This window comes from Brevibacterium sp. UMB1308A (assembly GCF_030230605.1).
Taxonomy (GTDB): Bacteria; Actinomycetota; Actinomycetes; order Actinomycetales; family Brevibacteriaceae; genus Brevibacterium.
The window spans coordinates 1-14,045 of the sequence record NZ_JASPDO010000004.1 but is presented as its reverse complement, the minus strand read 5'-3'; the positions used below and the strand labels follow the sequence as shown (position 1 = coordinate 14,045).

Here is a 14,045-nt window from a genome sequence, read left to right as displayed (position 1 = left end):
GCCCGCCCGGGTGCCGGGCAGGCAGGAAACGAAACAAGGGGTCGCGGGGCGTTAGGAGGAGGCTTTGAGCAGTTGCTCCATGACCTCATCGCCTGGTGTGGTGCCGGAGTAGTCGGTGGTGCAGGTGGCGCGTACGATGTCGAAGATCTCGTACCAGTACACGTTGGCCTGCTTGCCGAACGACTGCGACATGGCCACGAACGGGCTGGCGATCGCAGCTCCCGTGGTGGGGTGTTTGCCGAGCAGACCGAACTTGGAAATCGCCTGCTCACACTGGATGTAGCGGGCGAACGCCTGCGCGTACTGCTCAATGAGCCGTTTGGAGACGAACTCGGTGCAACCACGTTCATCCAGCCAGCTCCACGTCTCCCGGTAGACCAAATCCGCGCCGAGCGGTTGGCCGTCACGCTGCTCAGCCGACAGATATTCGCCGGGTTCTGGCATCGGCTCGCCTGCGAGCAGCGCACCATCGCCGATGTCGGTGCCGTCCAGGTCGAACACATCGAGCTCGGCAGGTGTCGTGAGCCGGGTGGCGGGGCGACCTGAGGCGAGCTTGTCGGAAAGCGCCTCGGGCTTCGCCCCAGCGCGCACCCTGCGTCCGCCCCTGTTGGTGCCGTCTTTGGCCATGGTCTCGCCTCCTTCCTGGGGCATCGTGCCCTGGTGTGGAGGGCGTGAAGGGGTCAATACCCCGTTTGATTCGGCGGTTTTGCGCACGGTTGGCCCCGCCCGCTGAGGAGCAGCCCAGCTGTGGAGATCCGCTCGCCCCCACCCCCTCGGCAAGCGCGCCACGTCGCCACGTGCCGGGCCAGCGACCTCGAGGTTGGCACAGGTGAGGGTCGGCAGGGAGGCCGCGACAGGCGGGCACACAGCGCTTTTTAGTAGCTGTAGACCCGAGGGGCTTGCCGCCACCGGTCGCCATCGAGCGCGGACTGGCGCGAGTGGCACGGCTTGCACAGACTGCGCAGGTTCGACTCGTCGTGGGTGCCGCCGTGGTCGAGCGGGATCACGTGGTGGACCTCAGCCACGGGCGTGTACCGGCCACGGGCCAGGCAGTCCTCGCACAACGGGTGGGCTTCGACGTAGGCCGCGCGGATCTTTCGCCACCGGTGGTCGTAGCGTCGGTTGATCTTCGGGTCGCGCTGGTAGGTCCGGTAGCGGGTGTCCTCGGCGCGGGCGTGCTCGGGGCAGAACCGCGTCTCGGTCAGCTCGGGGCAGCCCGGCTGGGAGCACGGGCGCTTGGGTTTGAAAGGCATCCGTCTCACCGCCCCTTGTCGTTCATGGCAACGACCCCCAGACGGACCGTGATGATTCGTCTGGGGGTCGGGACCTACTTTTCAACCACTTACAGCATGCGACAGGCACACCCTGAAAGTCATCCCCTCTTTGCGACACTCATGCGCGCCAATGCTTCAGTCTCTGCCGAACAAGAGACGCGCGAAGCGGGCAAGGGCGCGCTGCTTCTTGGCGAAGGCAGTCTTGCGTTCGACGTAGAAGTGTTCGGCGACTTTGACGGCGGCGTCCTCGGCGGAGAGGTCGTCGAGGAAGAAGACCTCGAGGACCAGCCGGTCATCGTCGCTGAGGCTTTCCCAGGCCGGGTTGAACCAATCCATGTAGGCCTGCGCTTTTTGGTTGCGGGCTTTGAGCGCGTCGAGGTTGTCGAGGATCGAGCAGACTCTCGCTTCACCGGCGTGCCGGTTGTTGCCCCGTGGCAGGCCGTCGAATCGGGGTGAGCCGATTGAGGTCAGTGAGGCTTTGAGCTCGTTGGCGTACCCGTCGCCTTGCTGGAGAATGGCAGCTTGGGTTGCGTAGTCCTGGAGGACGCCGATGGCGGCTTTGCGGTAGTCGAAGTAGTCCCAGATGGGGTGGTCGTTCATGAGTGTGCCTGCTTTCCCAGAGTGTCGGCGACCGCATTGATCAACGCAGCCTGTGTCATGTCTTTGTTGTCCAGCGCGGCCAGTACCGCCTCATCGAGGGTGTGGTCTGCGGCCAGGTGGGTGATCGTCACCGGCTGGTCTTGTCCCTGGCGGTAGAGCCTTGCGTTGGTCTGTTGGTAGAGCTCCAAGGACCAGGTCAGGGAGAACCAGACCAGGAGGTTGCCGCCTTGCTGGAGGTTGAGCCCGTGTCCGGCTGAGGCCGGGTGGATGAGCGCCAGCGGAATCTCGCGGGCGTTCCACGCTTTGATGTCGGTACTGGTTTTCAGCTCGCGGGCCCCAGGGAAGCGTTCGGTGATGCGCTCACGGTCGTGTTTGAACCAGTAGGCCACGAGCAGCGGCTGGCCGTTGGCCGCCTCCACGAGGTCTTCGAGCGCGTCGAGTTTGCGGTCGTGCACCACTACGGTGTTGCCGTCCTCGTCGTAGATCGCACCGGAGGCCAGCTGTAGCAGCTTGCCTGACAGTGCTGCGGCGTTCGCGGCGTCGATGACCTGCCCGTCGAGGTCGAGCACCATCTCATCTCGCAACCGCTCGTAGGCTTTGCGCTCCTTCGGTTCGAGGTCGACGAGCGTCGTGGTGACCGTCAGCTCGGGCAGGCGCAGGTAGTCGGTGGTGCGCATCGACAAGGTGATGTCGCTGATCGCCTCGTAGATCTCGTCCTCGGCACCGGGTGCGGGCTTGTAGGTGAAGATCTGCTGGCCGTTTCGCCGATCGGGTACGAACCAGCGGTTGCGGTAGTGGGTGATGAACCTGCCGAGGCGCTGGCCCTCATCAAGGAGACGGAACTGCGCCCACAGGTCCATCAGCCCGTTGGCTGCTGGCGTGCCGGTCAGTCCCACGATCCGGGTGATGCGTGGTCGCACGGAGGCGAGTGCTTTGAACCGTTGCGCCCGGTGGTTCTTAAACGAGCTCAGCTCGTCGATGACGACCATGTCGAACGGCCATGTGTTGCCGAGGTGGCGCACCAGCCAGGGCACGTTTTCGCGGTTGATGACGGTCACCATCGCCTCGGCGGCAAGCGCGTCCACCCGCTGGGCTTTCGACCCCACGGCCACGGCAATGGTGAGTCCTGCCAGGTGGTCCCATTTGGTGGCCTCGGCGGGCCAGGTATCGCGGGCGACTCGCAGGGGTGCGACGATGAGGACGCGGCGGGCGTGGAAGGAGTCCAGCAGCAGGTTCCAGATTGCCGTCAAGGTGATCACCGTCTTGCCCAGCCCCATCCCGAGCAGGATCGCGGCCTGCGGGTGGTCTTCGATGAAGGCGGTGGCCAGTTGTTGGTAGTCATGCGGCTCGTAGCGCATCAGCCACCTCCTGGATCGCGTCAATGTTGTCAACGACGACCGCATCAACGCCGTGATCCTTGAGCTGCTGGATGCGACGGCGTTGGACGGGGCGTGGAAGGCATCCGGGGGCTTTGAGTTCGACGAAGATGACGCGTCCGCGATGAATGCAGATGCGGTCTGGAACCCCTGCGGTACCGGGGCTGGTGAATTTCCAGCACAGGCCACCAATCGCCTCAACGGCTTTCTTCAAGTGCTGTTCGATTGCGTGCTCGTTCATGGTTCATGTCCTCTCGTGTGAGAGGCCCATGACGACCTATGACGATGCGATATGGACTTTTCCTAAGGGCTATATTTTCTGCCCTATAGCAAACTCACATATGGGTCGTCATAGGTCGTCATAAGGCCCGTCTGGCTTAGGTGTCGAACTCGTTCTTCAAGGCCAAACCGTGGACGAACATGCCGTGCATCGTCCTTTTACGTGTGAAGCCGTGATGTTCAACAGTCGCGTTGAAATCGACCATGGGACGCGCCCACCCAGAGGTCGACATCGCCCACGCCCGATAGGTCTGATACAGATCCCCGGCCCGTTCCGACAGCCCAGGGTCGAGGTCGCAGTTGGCCTCGAGGAACTGGGCGAACCAGTTGTTCTCTTCCCGGTACGCCACTGATGCCTCCACCACTCGGGCCGGGGCCTTGAGGTGGTAGTTCTCGGCGTGGATGAGGTGCGCGCCCTCCATAATCCAGGCCAGGATCGCCCCGCCTGCCTGCGTATAGAGGTAGTCGGCATAGTTCTTGATGTCGGATGTGCCTTCGATCTTCGCTTCGAAGGGGATGACGATGAGCCTGCGCCAGATGCCCGCATCCATCGCACCCACCCGTGGCAGATGGTTCGTGTAGAGAATCAAGGTGTGCGAAGGGGTGAAGGCAAACGGTGCCTTGTACTTCTTCTCCGCGTAGATCTGGTCGGTGGAGGCCAGCTGTTTGACCACGGAGGTGGACATGCGCACGCCTTCTTCGGACTCGGCGGAGATGATGAGGCGTTTGCCTTTGGCCTCTGCCAGCTCAGGCTTGACGTTGCGCATCCCACCGATCGTGAGCACATCAGCACTCATGTTGCCCGCGTAGGTGCCCAGCACCCGGGCGATCGTGTTCCAAAACGTCGATTTTCCGTTACGACCATCCCCGTAAGCGATAACGAGGGCCTCGACGAAGACCTGCCCGATCGCAGCCAAGCCGACGATGCGCTGCACGTAGGAGATGAGCTCAGCATCGCCCTGAAAGAAAACTTCGAGGGCTTCCTGCCACAGGTGCGCGCCGTCGGTGCCCGGGTCGAGGCTGGTCTGCTTGGTCACCAGGTCCGCCGGGTCATGGTCGCGGCGCGATGCGGCTCCGTGGCGCAGATCGTAGGTGCCTTTTGGGGTGTTGAGCAGATACGGGTCGGCATCGAGCTGCTCAGGGGTGGTCAGCAGCATGGGGCGGGCTTCTTTCAGGCAGTTGGTGATCCCGCGCGATTCGCGGCGTTTGAGTGCGTAGGCCGCATAGGTTTTCGCGTCCTCGAAGGAGGCGAACGCCTCTTGTTGGGCGGTGTTGAACATGGCCTGGGCTTTCGCCTTCGACATCGACGCCAACAACATGGCAGCCCCCGTGGCAGCGAGCTGGTCTTTGGCGTCTTCGAGCAGCTTGTGAGCCTCGGCCAGTTGGCGTTCGGTGAGCTCCTGGGCGACGGCTTGGGCTGCGGGTGCGGATTCGTACCAGACACCGTCGTAATAGACGAGCCAATCCGTGGCCTCCGAGTAGCGCAGCGTGTCCGGATAGGCCTTGGTTAGGGCGTGGGCTTGGCCGACGTCGCTGTAATCGGCGGGGCGTACCGAATCCAGGCTCGCCTCAAAATCCGATGGTGGCAGATACCCGGGCTGGTTCTCGACCGTCTTGGCGAACCGGGTGGCCGACCGCCAGATCGACTCCACCTCCGCCTCCGGCAGGGGCGGTCACGGCTCGGAACCGGAGACAACGATCGACCCGGTGGTGATGGCGGCGGCCACGGTGATGCGTTTACAAACCGTGGTGTCGCGGGAGATCAGCCCGCGTGACACCGCGGTTGTGACTGTCGGGCGGATCGAGGCCGGGAGCAAAAACAACATCATCCCGGAGTCCGCCTCGCTCGGGCTGAGCGTCCGCAGCTTCAGCGAGACCGTGCGCGAGCGCCTGGTTGCGGGAATCCAGCGCGTCATCGAGGCCGAGGCCGCGGCGTCAAACGCTCCAAGGCCACCGAAGATTGAGTTCGGTGACCGTTTCCCGGTCACCTATAACGACCCGGAGATCACGGAGGAACTGAACGCGGTCTTTGTTGACGCCTTCGGGGAGGACGCGTTTTTCGCACCCGGCGCGCTCTCCGGAAGCGAAGACGTCGGAGTGCTCGCCACAGCCGCGGGGGTGCCGCTTGTGTACTGGATGCTCGGCGGTCACGACGCCGCGGAGTACGCCGCGGCGGAGGCGGCGGGAACGGTCCACACCGATGTGCCGTCGAACCACTCACCGCACTACGCACCCGTCATCGATCCGACGCTGCAGCGCGGTGTTGCAGCGCTTGTGCTCGCCACAAGGCACTGGCTCGACCGCTAGACACAGGCCCGTTTACGCCTTAGATTAATTATGTCTTACATAAATAAATGGTGTGGGCGCCGACGGCGCAGGCCGACTCCTGGAATATGTCGCAGTGGAAGACGAACCGGATGGTTGGTTCATCTATCACGCAATGCCTGCCACAAAGAAAGTTCTGATCGAGGTAGGCCTTGGAGCAAGGAGGTAGCGTCATGAGCACGTACACCGATGTAAACGGGGTTGAGTTCACCGATGAGCAAATTGAGCGCTGGGCGGCAGAGGACGAATCCGAAGCGGGATACACCGGCGACCACCTCGGCCCGTCACGCCCCGGTCGACCCGTCAGCGTCGGAACCGATGTGCGCCCGGTGACTGTGCGGCTCGATGCTGCGCGCCGCGCGAAACTCGAACACTACGCACACTCCCACAGCACGAGCATCTCGCAGGCCGTTCGGGATCTCATCGACGCGATGTAGCCCTCATCAAGGCGACCAAGGCGACCCGTGACAGCGGATCGTTTTGTGTGCTACGATCACTTCCACGTTCAAGAGTCGTAACCGTAGGTACCTGGCCGGTTACGCGACAACCCGAATCCATCGATTCCCGGGTGTCCCAGGGGAAGAACGGGCTTCATGAAATCTCATGGAGCAAGATTCGATGGGGCGCTTGCCCCAAGAAAGGGGCGTGAGCTCCGTGTCTGCACATCATTTTTCATTTGAGACCGACCAAGACTGGTGGAGCCGGATCGGGCTTGGTTACTCTGGGGTCAAACCCGGCACTCGTTTCGGGAACCGCGTGAGAGCGTCGCTGCTGAAGATCTTGCGCGAGCACCCGCCGGTTGCATTCGCTGGCGGTGACAACGGCGCCACGCTGTCACTTGACGACTTCGCCGCACTGATCGAGGTCGCGGCAGCTGACGCTGTTCGCGCCGGCGAAGAAGAAGAGCGGATCACCGCTGAGACCCTCCGTGAAGAGGGGAGCGCGCGGGTTGAGCAGGCGTACGCGATGCCCGACGCTGATTCGCTGATCACCGAGGGGCGCTGGGCCGGGCTCACGAAGGGCGAGGCGTTTGCGTGGTGCTGGGCGCTTTTCGAGTACGAACCGCACGGCTTCGTCCACCCCAACTCGCAGGTCCGGGTGGAGAGCCGGGCGAAACTTGCGCAGGGCGAACTGCCGTCGGTGTTTGGTTACCCGGAGCGCGCGAAAGAGTTGAAAGCCAGTGGCTTGGATCCCCGCAAGTTCCGGGAGCACCAGGCCGCGCTTGGTGCTCGGAGCTTCGGTTACTCATGAGGTTCGCAATGGCGGAATTGTTAACATAGGCTTGACCTCGTGAGCGAGTGCCGGTTCTGCTCGGCTTGGGGCAGCGACCGGCAGCTCGCGCCGCGCGAGTCTGTGGCGTATGAGGGCGCGGATCGCGGTGCATGATCCACAGTTGAAATAGAGAAAAGAGAGTGAAACGTATGACGAAGCGCGTGAGTGTGATTGTTGGGAGCCTGCGTCGTGGCTCCTTTGCCCGTAAGATTGCGCACAACCTGATTCCGATGTTCCCTGAGGGGTACGAGGCGAAGATCGTGGAGATCCGCGACCTGCCGCTGTACGATTTCGACTACGACGACCCAGAGGTCACCGACAAGCCGGTGCCGGCGGAGTACACGGAGTTCCGCGAGACGATTAAGGCCTCTGACGGGGTGCTGTTTGTGACCCCGGAGAACAACCGCACCATCCCGGCGTGCCTGAAAAACGCGGTGGATATTGGGTCGAAACCCAACGCCGACGTTGCGTGGAAGGGACTCCCGGCGGGAATTGTGAGCCACTCTGTTGGACGCATGGGCGGGTACTCGTCGCAGAAGAACCTGCGCCTTGCGCTTTCCTACTTCGACATGCCAACGCTTGGCCAGCCCGAGGTGTTCCTGTCGCAGTCGCCTGAGCTTTTCGGTGACGGGGATAAGATCACCCGCGAGTCAACCGTTGAGTTCCTGCAGAAATACATTGACCGCTTCGCTGAGCTGATCGAAAAAACCAGCCGCGATTAGTTTTCGCGGGCGCGTAACCCAAAGGCGAGGGGGAAACCGAACACGTTTCGGTTTCCCCCTCGTTTGTTGTGTGGCAGTTTTGTGTCGCCGCGGCCGCGCGGTGGCGCAGGCGCTAGCTGTCTGCGCCCCCTGCGTCAGTTGCCGCCTCGGCCCGCAACGCCTCGACAAGCGCCTCGTGTGCGTCCCAGATTTCGCGCGGCATATCGGGCAGCTCGCGCAGGTGCTCAGCGCGGTGATCGGTTTCCTGCAGCCAGCGTTCAACGTCAACCCGCAGCAGTTTGTCGAGATCCGCCGCGTCGATTTCGAGACCGGTAAAGTCGAGCTCTTCAACAAGCGGGAGCACGCCGATCGGGGTTTTGCGTCCCTTGACTTTGCCGTCGCGGTACTGTGTGAGCCAGTTCAGCGCGCGCAGGTTCTCGCGGAAGCCCGGCCACAGGTAACGACCGGTTTCGGGTTCGCGCTGGAACCAGTTGACGTGGGCAAACATCGGCATCTCTTTCAGCTGCCCGAGCACTTTAAGCCAGTGTTCGGCGTAGCGACCCTCGGAGTACGAGAAGAACGGACGCATCGACATCGGGTCGTAACGCAGCTGCCCGTCAAGCCCGTCCGCTGCGAAAGTCGCCTCGGCGCCGAGTGTCAGCCCGTCGTAGACGCCATCAACAAGGTTGTCGATTGCGCGGATCAGCGGTTCACGATCGCGGGTGCGGCCACCGAAGATAATCGCGTCAACGACCACGCCCTCGGGTTTGGAGACGTCTTCGGCGAGGTTCGGGATGCGCTCCAGCGGAATCGTGAAGCGGCTGTTCGGGTGCGCCCACGGTTCGTTTTGCTGCTCGGCGGTGCGGTCGGTGATTTTCGCGCCGGTCCAGTCGAGCCACCCTGCCGGGTCGGCCGGGGGTTCGGGGGTGAGACCCTCCCACCACACCTCGCCGGTGACTTCGTTGTAGGCGGTGTTGGTGAAGATCGTGCCCGATCCCTCAGCGATTGCCGCCATCGCGGTGGGGTTGGAACCCTCGTTGGTGTCTTTTGCGACACCGAAGGCACCGTTTTCGGGGTTGATGGCACGGAGTTTCCCTTCGTCGTCAACCCACATCCAGGCGATGTCGTCGCCGTAAAAATCAACGCGGTAGCGGTCGCCGAGTCCGTTTGGCGGCAGCGTCATCGCGAGGTTGGTTTTCCCTGACGCGCTCGGGAAGCCGCCGCACACGTGCGTGGTGACGCCGGTTTCACGGTCGTGGATCCCAAGCAGCAGGAACTGCTCCGCGAGGAACTTCTCTGAGGCGTAACCGTCGTAGGACGCCTGGCGCAGACCGTGGGCGATTTTACCAAGCAGCGCGTTGCCGCCGTACGCGGAGCCGAAGTGCAAAATGGTGCGCTCGTCTGCGACGGTCACAAACATCCGCTCGTCGGCGTCGGTGCCCTGCTGCAGCGCGGTCAGGTCACCGGTGACGTGCACACCGCGCACGAAGAAGTCCTGGTCGCTGACACCGTCGAAGTGCTCAATTCCGACGCGGGCCATGCGGATCATCTGCAGCACCACGTTGCGGTCGTCGGTGAGCTCAACTCCGAGCGCGAAGTTCGCAAGCGGGGTGCCGGGAGGGGCCATCAGGTACGGCACCACGTACATGGTTTTACCCGCCGAAGCGCCGCGCATGCGGCTCGTCAGCAGCGGTTTGACCTCGCTTGAGTGGCGCCAGTTGTTGTAGCGCCCGCGATCCGCCTCGTCAGCCGTGGCGACAAAGGTGCGCTCTTCGGTGCGGGCGGTGTCTTTCGGGTGTGACCGTGAGTAGTAGCGACCTTTGCCTGCGCGCAGCATTTCGCCGGCGGCGATGGCCTCTTCGAGCAGCCTGGCGTCATCCGCTGCTGAGACGAGCTCGATTTTTTCAGGATTGGTGATCTCTGCCCACTCGCTCACAAAAGCGCGAACGCTTTCCACGTGAATCTCTGGAGGAACTTGAAATTGCTTTGATGCGGTCACCAGGCGCCCTCATTCATTCTTTAGTTTCCGGGTCTCACTTGTGATCTCTACCGTAGTACGTCGAGTCTGACAGTACCATAAGTATCCCCTTTGAGTCTTGGGTTTGGAGTGGCCTAAGAATTAGGCCCACTCGGTTTAAGTGTTGACCGTGTTTTCTTGTTTCCATTGTTCCGCGTATTTCCGTGGGCTGAGGTAGCCGAGTGAGGAATGCGGATGGAAGTTATTGTAACGTGATGACCATTGGGCCACGAGTAGGCGGGCATGCTCGAGATTCTCGATACTGTTGTCCTCCAAGAGTTCGTCTCTCATCCGGTTATGGAAAGACTCAACGAACCCGTTATGCCAGGGCTGGCCTGGTGGGATGAATGCCTGGATTGTCTCACCCTCGGCTGCCCACTCCTGGAGCGCATGAGCGATGAACTCGGGCCCGTTATCCATCCGGATCACCCGCGGGCGCCCGCCGTGCTCCAGACAAGCCACGTCAAGGAGTTCGGTCACCGAGACCGCGTTAATGTTCTTGTCGACCGTGAAGGCGAGGTGTTCGCGGGTGTATTCATCGATAATGTTACAGATTTTGATTGTCTTGCCGTGCCAGGTTGAATCGAACTGGAAGTCCAACGCCCACACGTTGTTCGGGTACTGGCCGGCAGGAACATCACGATGGGTATCGGCAGCTAGACGCTTGAGCTTCTTCCTAGGCAAGACACGCAAGCCCTCTTCACGCCAGATCCTGCGGAAAGTCTCGCGGCATATCCCGTACCCTTCGGCGAGGGCGTTTCTCCAGGCGCGCCGGTGTCCCCACCGGCGATGATCCTTAACGAAGTCGTGCATCCACGCCCGTAGGTCCGCGTACTTATCCGGCTTGTTCTCGCGGGTCCTAGCGCGCCGGTAAGCACTGCGAGAGAGCCCAACAATCTGGCAGGCAAGTCTTTGGGAGTAGCCCAGCCCGACCAGATGCCAGACGGCATCATGGCGGCGAGCTGGGCTTAGAAGTTTCCCTCCGACAATTCTTTCCACGCAGCCTTTTCCAGCTCTGCCTGACCTAGGAGGCGTTTGAGGCGCGTGTTTTCCTCGCGCAGGCGCTGGAGCTCTTTCGCCTCGCTCTTGGTCATCGCCCCATAGGTAGCCTGCCACCTGTTCAACGTGGCTTCGCTAATCCCCAACGTGGTCAGGATCTGAGCTGTAGTTGATCCCGATTCCTTCAATTCCCGCGCCCTATCGAGCTTACGAACAATCTGCTCGGGAGTATGCTTGCTGAATTTCTTCACCATTCATCCATTCTCCCCACCCACAGGCAGGGCATCAATGGACAGCACTCAAGTCACCTGGACCTAAAAACCTAGAGCACTCCAGGTTCGGTATGACGTAGTCTGTACTTCGGCGTGTCGTAGATTTGTGAGATTATTCGTGCTAAACACTATATGTGGTGCCCGCAATGTGGGTCAGGACTAGATGTAGGGGTGGGATTGCTGAGGTGCAAATGCTGAGAGGAGAACATGCTGATGAGTGAACGCAGGGAAGGCCGAACACGAAGCGTCGCGGAGGTGCGAGTGCTCGAGGGGCAAGATTCACCTGACCTGGTGTTTTTCTCGAGCGTTTCGGAGAACACCCTCCGCTTCGTCGAGAAGCTCGAGCGCCCGGCGGTGCGGATCCCACTCCGACCGCGCACAGAGGGAATGATCCGAGTGACCAGGCCCTACGTGCTCGTGGTTCCGACCTACGGCGGCGGAGCGCAGGCCGGGGCGGTGCCGCGGCAGGTGATTACGTTCCTGAACGATCCTGCAAACCGCGCGCTGATCCGCGGCGTGATTACCGCGGGGAACACCAACTTCGGTGAGCACTACTGCATCGCAGGACCGATCATCTCAGCCAAGTGCAAAGTTCCTGAGCTGTACCGCTTTGAACTTCTTGGCACCAACCGCGACGTTGCTCGAGTCAAGGCTGGTTTAGACGAATTTTGGGCACGACAGAACACATTAGAAGCAGAAGCAAATGAGGAGGACGTCGCATGACGATCGCCACACCATCAGAAACAACCGCCCCCAACACTGCACGGGTTGGCGGGGTCGGCGAGCGGAAGGACTACCACGCGCTCAACGCCCAGCTGAACCTGTTTGCGGCGGACGGGTCGATCCAGTTTGACAAGGATCACGAAGCGGCGGAGGCCTACCTGAACCAGCAGGTCATCCCGAACACGAAGCAGTTCGCTTCGGTGTGGGAACGCCTGGAGTGGCTGATCGAAAACGAGTACTACGAAGCCGAATACCTGCGCGCCTACGACAAGGACTTCGTCGAGCGCCTCCACGAACAGGCCGACGCTTTCGGGCACAAGTTCCAGACCTTCCTCGGTGCGTTTAAGTTCTTCACCTCCTACGCGCTGAAAACCTTCGACGGCAGCCTCTTCCTCGAAAACTTCGAGCAGCGAGTTGTTGCCACGGCGCTGTTCCTCGGTCAGGGTGACGAGGAACTGGCTTCGAAGACGGTCACCGAGATCCTCTCGGGCCGTTTCCAGCCGGCAACTCCGACGTTCTTGAACGCGGGTAAGAAACAGCGCGGCGAGCTCGTGTCGTGCTTCCTGCTGCGCGTTGAAGACAATCTCGAATCGATTGGCCGCAGCGTTAACTCTGCGCTGCAGCTGTCCAAGCGCGGCGGCGGTGTGGCGCTGCTGCTGTCAAACCTCCGCGAGGCGGGTGCCCCGATTAAGCAGGTCGAGAACCAGGCTTCCGGTGTTGTTCCCGTGATGAAGATCCTCGAAGACAGCTTCAGCTACGCGAACCAGCTCGGCGCTCGCCAGGGCGCAGGCGCTGCGTACCTGCACGCGCACCACCCCGACATTATGCGGTTCCTCGACACGAAGCGTGAAAACGCTGACGAGAAGATCCGCATTAAGACCCTGTCGGTTGGGGTTGTGATTCCGGATGTGACCTTCGAACTGGCTAAGCAGAACAAAGATATGCACCTGTTTAGCCCCTACGATGTGCTTCGCGAAACCGGTATTCCGCTTTCGGATCAGTCAATCACCGAGCGCTACGACGAGTTCGTCGCGAACCCGCGGATCCGCAAGACCACGATCAGCGCGCGCGAGTTCTTCAAGACCCTCGCTGAGCTGCAGTTCGAGTCGGGCTACCCGTACGTGCTGTTCGAAGACACTGTGAACCGTGCGAACCCGCTCGAGGGGCACATCAACATGTCGAACCTGTGCTCGGAGATTCTGCAGGTGAACACCGCCTCTGAGTACGACGCCGCAATCGGGTACGAGACGATCGGTCACGACATTTCGTGCAACCTCGGCTCGCTGAACATTGCGCAGGCAATGGCCAGCCCGGACTTCGGCGCAACCGTTGAGATTGCGGTGCGGGCGCTGACGAGTGTGTCGGATCAGACCGACATTCAGGCGGTGCCGTCAATTGCCGAGGGTAACCGTGCGTCACACGCCATCGGCCTCGGCCAGATGAACCTGCACGGCTACCTCGCTTCGCAGCGCATCCACTACGGCAGCGAAGAGGGAATTGACTTCACCGACGCGTACTTCCGCACGGTGACCTACCACGCGCTGCGCGCTTCGAACCAGCTGGCGATTGACCGCGGTGCGACCTTCGCGGGCTTCGAGAAGAGCGACTACGCTGACGGCAGCTACTTCGACCGTTACACGGCCGAGGAGTGGGTGCCAGAAACCGCGCGGGTGCGTGAGCTCTTCGCCGAGGCTGGAGTTGCGCTGCCGACGGTTGCGGACTGGGAACAGCTGCGCGAGTCGATCCGCGAACACGGTATCTACAACGCGTACCTGCAGGCGGTGCCACCGACCGGGTCGATTAGCTACGTGAACAACTCGACGGCTTCGATCCACCCGACCGCCTCGAAGATTGAGATTCGTAAAGAGGGCAAGCTCGGCCGCGTGTACTACCCGGCTCCGCACATGACAAACGACAACCTCGAGTTCTTCGAAGACGCCTACGAAATCGGCGCCGAGAAGATCATCGACACCTACGCTGCTGCGACCAAGCACGTGGATCAGGGTCTGTCGCTCACGCTGTTCTTTAAAGACGAGGCGACCACTCGCGACATCAACCGCGCGCAGATCTACGCGTGGCGCAAGGGCATCAAGACGCTGTACTACATCCGCCTGCGCCAGCCCGCGCTCGAGGGAACCGAGATCGAAGGCTGCGTTTCCTGCGCGCTGTAGTCGCGTTCGCGCCCGCGTGTGCGCCCGTGCTGCGTG

Annotated in this window: 15 protein-coding genes and 1 riboswitch; of the genes, 6 read left to right on the top strand and 9 right to left on the bottom strand. The window is 61.7% G+C overall.

The window, feature by feature from the left end:
• Positions 1-51: 51 nt before the first annotated feature.
• The 6 genes from QP868_RS03200 to QP868_RS03175 all read right to left on the bottom strand — a co-directional run bounded on the left by QP868_RS03200 (position 52) and on the right by QP868_RS03175 (position 5,181).
• Positions 52-627, bottom strand: coding sequence for a P27 family phage terminase small subunit (locus QP868_RS03200; RefSeq protein ID WP_014320313.1), 576 nt, complete (start codon positions 625-627; stop codon positions 52-54).
• Positions 628-875: 248 nt separating this feature from the next.
• Complete coding sequence (locus QP868_RS03195) at positions 876-1,253, bottom strand: HNH endonuclease (protein ID WP_014320314.1); 378 nt, start codon at positions 1,251-1,253, stop codon at positions 876-878.
• 156 nt (positions 1,254-1,409) lie between these two features.
• Positions 1,410-1,874, bottom strand: a complete 465-nt coding sequence (locus QP868_RS03190; RefSeq protein WP_284925207.1) for a hypothetical protein — start codon at positions 1,872-1,874, stop codon at positions 1,410-1,412.
• Positions 1,871-3,232 (bottom strand): DEAD/DEAH box helicase, encoded by a 1,362-nt coding sequence (locus tag QP868_RS03185; RefSeq protein WP_284925206.1) that lies wholly within the window; start codon positions 3,230-3,232, stop codon positions 1,871-1,873. The genes QP868_RS03190 and QP868_RS03185 overlap by 4 nt, the downstream gene beginning before the upstream one ends.
• Complete coding sequence (locus tag QP868_RS03180) at positions 3,213-3,491, bottom strand: PDDEXK family nuclease (protein ID WP_284925205.1); 279 nt, start codon at positions 3,489-3,491, stop codon at positions 3,213-3,215. The genes QP868_RS03185 and QP868_RS03180 overlap by 20 nt, the downstream gene beginning before the upstream one ends.
• 136 nt (positions 3,492-3,627) lie before the next feature.
• Positions 3,628-5,181, bottom strand: a complete 1,554-nt coding sequence (locus tag QP868_RS03175; protein WP_284925204.1) for a DNA primase family protein — start codon at positions 5,179-5,181, stop codon at positions 3,628-3,630.
• Between QP868_RS03175 and QP868_RS03170 the strand changes: the two genes are divergently transcribed.
• From QP868_RS03170 to QP868_RS03155, 4 genes are all read left to right on the top strand, one after another.
• Positions 5,156-5,836, top strand: a complete 681-nt coding sequence (locus QP868_RS03170) for a peptidase dimerization domain-containing protein (RefSeq protein ID WP_210382976.1) — start codon at positions 5,156-5,158, stop codon at positions 5,834-5,836. The two genes, QP868_RS03175 and QP868_RS03170, sit on opposite strands and share 26 nt — an antisense overlap.
• A gap of 191 nt (positions 5,837-6,027) precedes the next feature.
• Complete coding sequence (locus QP868_RS03165) at positions 6,028-6,291, top strand: hypothetical protein (RefSeq protein WP_042406070.1); 264 nt, start codon at positions 6,028-6,030, stop codon at positions 6,289-6,291.
• Positions 6,292-6,357: 66 nt separating this feature from the next.
• A riboswitch (SAM riboswitch) is annotated at positions 6,358-6,475 on the top strand.
• 33 nt (positions 6,476-6,508) lie between these two features.
• The gene (locus QP868_RS03160) at positions 6,509-7,105 is read left to right on the top strand and encodes a hypothetical protein (RefSeq protein ID WP_284925203.1); all 597 of its coding nucleotides are present in this window, start codon (positions 6,509-6,511) and stop codon (positions 7,103-7,105) included.
• A gap of 170 nt (positions 7,106-7,275) precedes the next feature.
• On the top strand, positions 7,276-7,848 hold the full coding sequence (locus QP868_RS03155; protein WP_019174205.1) for an NADPH-dependent FMN reductase: 573 nt from the start codon (positions 7,276-7,278) through the stop codon (positions 7,846-7,848).
• A 112-nt stretch (positions 7,849-7,960) separates the two neighbouring features.
• On the opposite strand, the gene QP868_RS03150 is transcribed toward QP868_RS03155, so the two are convergent.
• The 3 genes from QP868_RS03150 to QP868_RS03140 all read right to left on the bottom strand — a co-directional run bounded on the left by QP868_RS03150 (position 7,961) and on the right by QP868_RS03140 (position 11,097).
• Positions 7,961-9,826 carry a phosphoenolpyruvate carboxykinase (GTP) gene (locus tag QP868_RS03150; RefSeq protein ID WP_284925202.1) on the bottom strand — a complete coding sequence of 622 codons (1,866 nt, stop codon included), beginning with the start codon at positions 9,824-9,826 and terminating at the stop codon, positions 7,961-7,963.
• Between the two features lie 135 nt (positions 9,827-9,961).
• Complete coding sequence (locus QP868_RS03145; protein ID WP_016664107.1) at positions 9,962-10,843, bottom strand: IS3 family transposase; 882 nt, start codon at positions 10,841-10,843, stop codon at positions 9,962-9,964.
• On the bottom strand, positions 10,813-11,097 hold the full coding sequence (locus QP868_RS03140) for a transposase (RefSeq protein WP_016664108.1): 285 nt from the start codon (positions 11,095-11,097) through the stop codon (positions 10,813-10,815). Before QP868_RS03140 ends, QP868_RS03145 begins: the two co-directional genes overlap by 31 nt.
• A gap of 225 nt (positions 11,098-11,322) precedes the next feature.
• On the opposite strand from QP868_RS03140, the gene nrdI reads away from it, so the two are divergent.
• Both nrdI and nrdE read left to right on the top strand, forming a co-directional pair.
• Positions 11,323-11,838 (top strand): class Ib ribonucleoside-diphosphate reductase assembly flavoprotein NrdI, encoded by a 516-nt coding sequence (nrdI, locus tag QP868_RS03135; RefSeq protein ID WP_019174207.1) that lies wholly within the window; start codon positions 11,323-11,325, stop codon positions 11,836-11,838.
• Positions 11,835-14,009: a class 1b ribonucleoside-diphosphate reductase subunit alpha gene (gene nrdE, locus QP868_RS03130; protein ID WP_284925201.1), complete on the top strand. Its 2,175-nt coding sequence runs from the start codon at positions 11,835-11,837 to the stop codon at positions 14,007-14,009. The genes nrdI and nrdE overlap by 4 nt, the downstream gene beginning before the upstream one ends.
• The last annotated feature ends 36 nt before the right edge of the window (positions 14,010-14,045 follow it).

What these genes read in the sequence shown, in the direction of transcription:
- QP868_RS03200 (WP_014320313.1), bottom strand. Translation starts at nt 627, where the DNA reads ATGGCCAAAGACGGCACCAACAGGGGCGGACGCAGGGTGCGCGCTGGG.
- QP868_RS03185 (WP_284925206.1), bottom strand. Translation starts at nt 3,232, where the DNA reads ATGCGCTACGAGCCGCATGACTACCAACAACTGGCCACCGCCTTCATC.
- nrdI (WP_019174207.1), top strand. Translation starts at nt 11,323, where the DNA reads ATGCTGATGAGTGAACGCAGGGAAGGCCGAACACGAAGCGTCGCGGAG.
- QP868_RS03155 (WP_019174205.1), top strand. Translation starts at nt 7,276, where the DNA reads ATGACGAAGCGCGTGAGTGTGATTGTTGGGAGCCTGCGTCGTGGCTCC.
- QP868_RS03180 (WP_284925205.1), bottom strand. Translation starts at nt 3,491, where the DNA reads ATGAACGAGCACGCAATCGAACAGCACTTGAAGAAAGCCGTTGAGGCG.
- QP868_RS03165 (WP_042406070.1), top strand. Translation starts at nt 6,028, where the DNA reads ATGAGCACGTACACCGATGTAAACGGGGTTGAGTTCACCGATGAGCAA.
- nrdE (WP_284925201.1), top strand. Translation starts at nt 11,835, where the DNA reads ATGACGATCGCCACACCATCAGAAACAACCGCCCCCAACACTGCACGG.
- QP868_RS03140 (WP_016664108.1), bottom strand. Translation starts at nt 11,097, where the DNA reads ATGGTGAAGAAATTCAGCAAGCATACTCCCGAGCAGATTGTTCGTAAG.
- QP868_RS03195 (WP_014320314.1), bottom strand. Translation starts at nt 1,253, where the DNA reads ATGCCTTTCAAACCCAAGCGCCCGTGCTCCCAGCCGGGCTGCCCCGAG.
- QP868_RS03190 (WP_284925207.1), bottom strand. Translation starts at nt 1,874, where the DNA reads ATGAACGACCACCCCATCTGGGACTACTTCGACTACCGCAAAGCCGCC.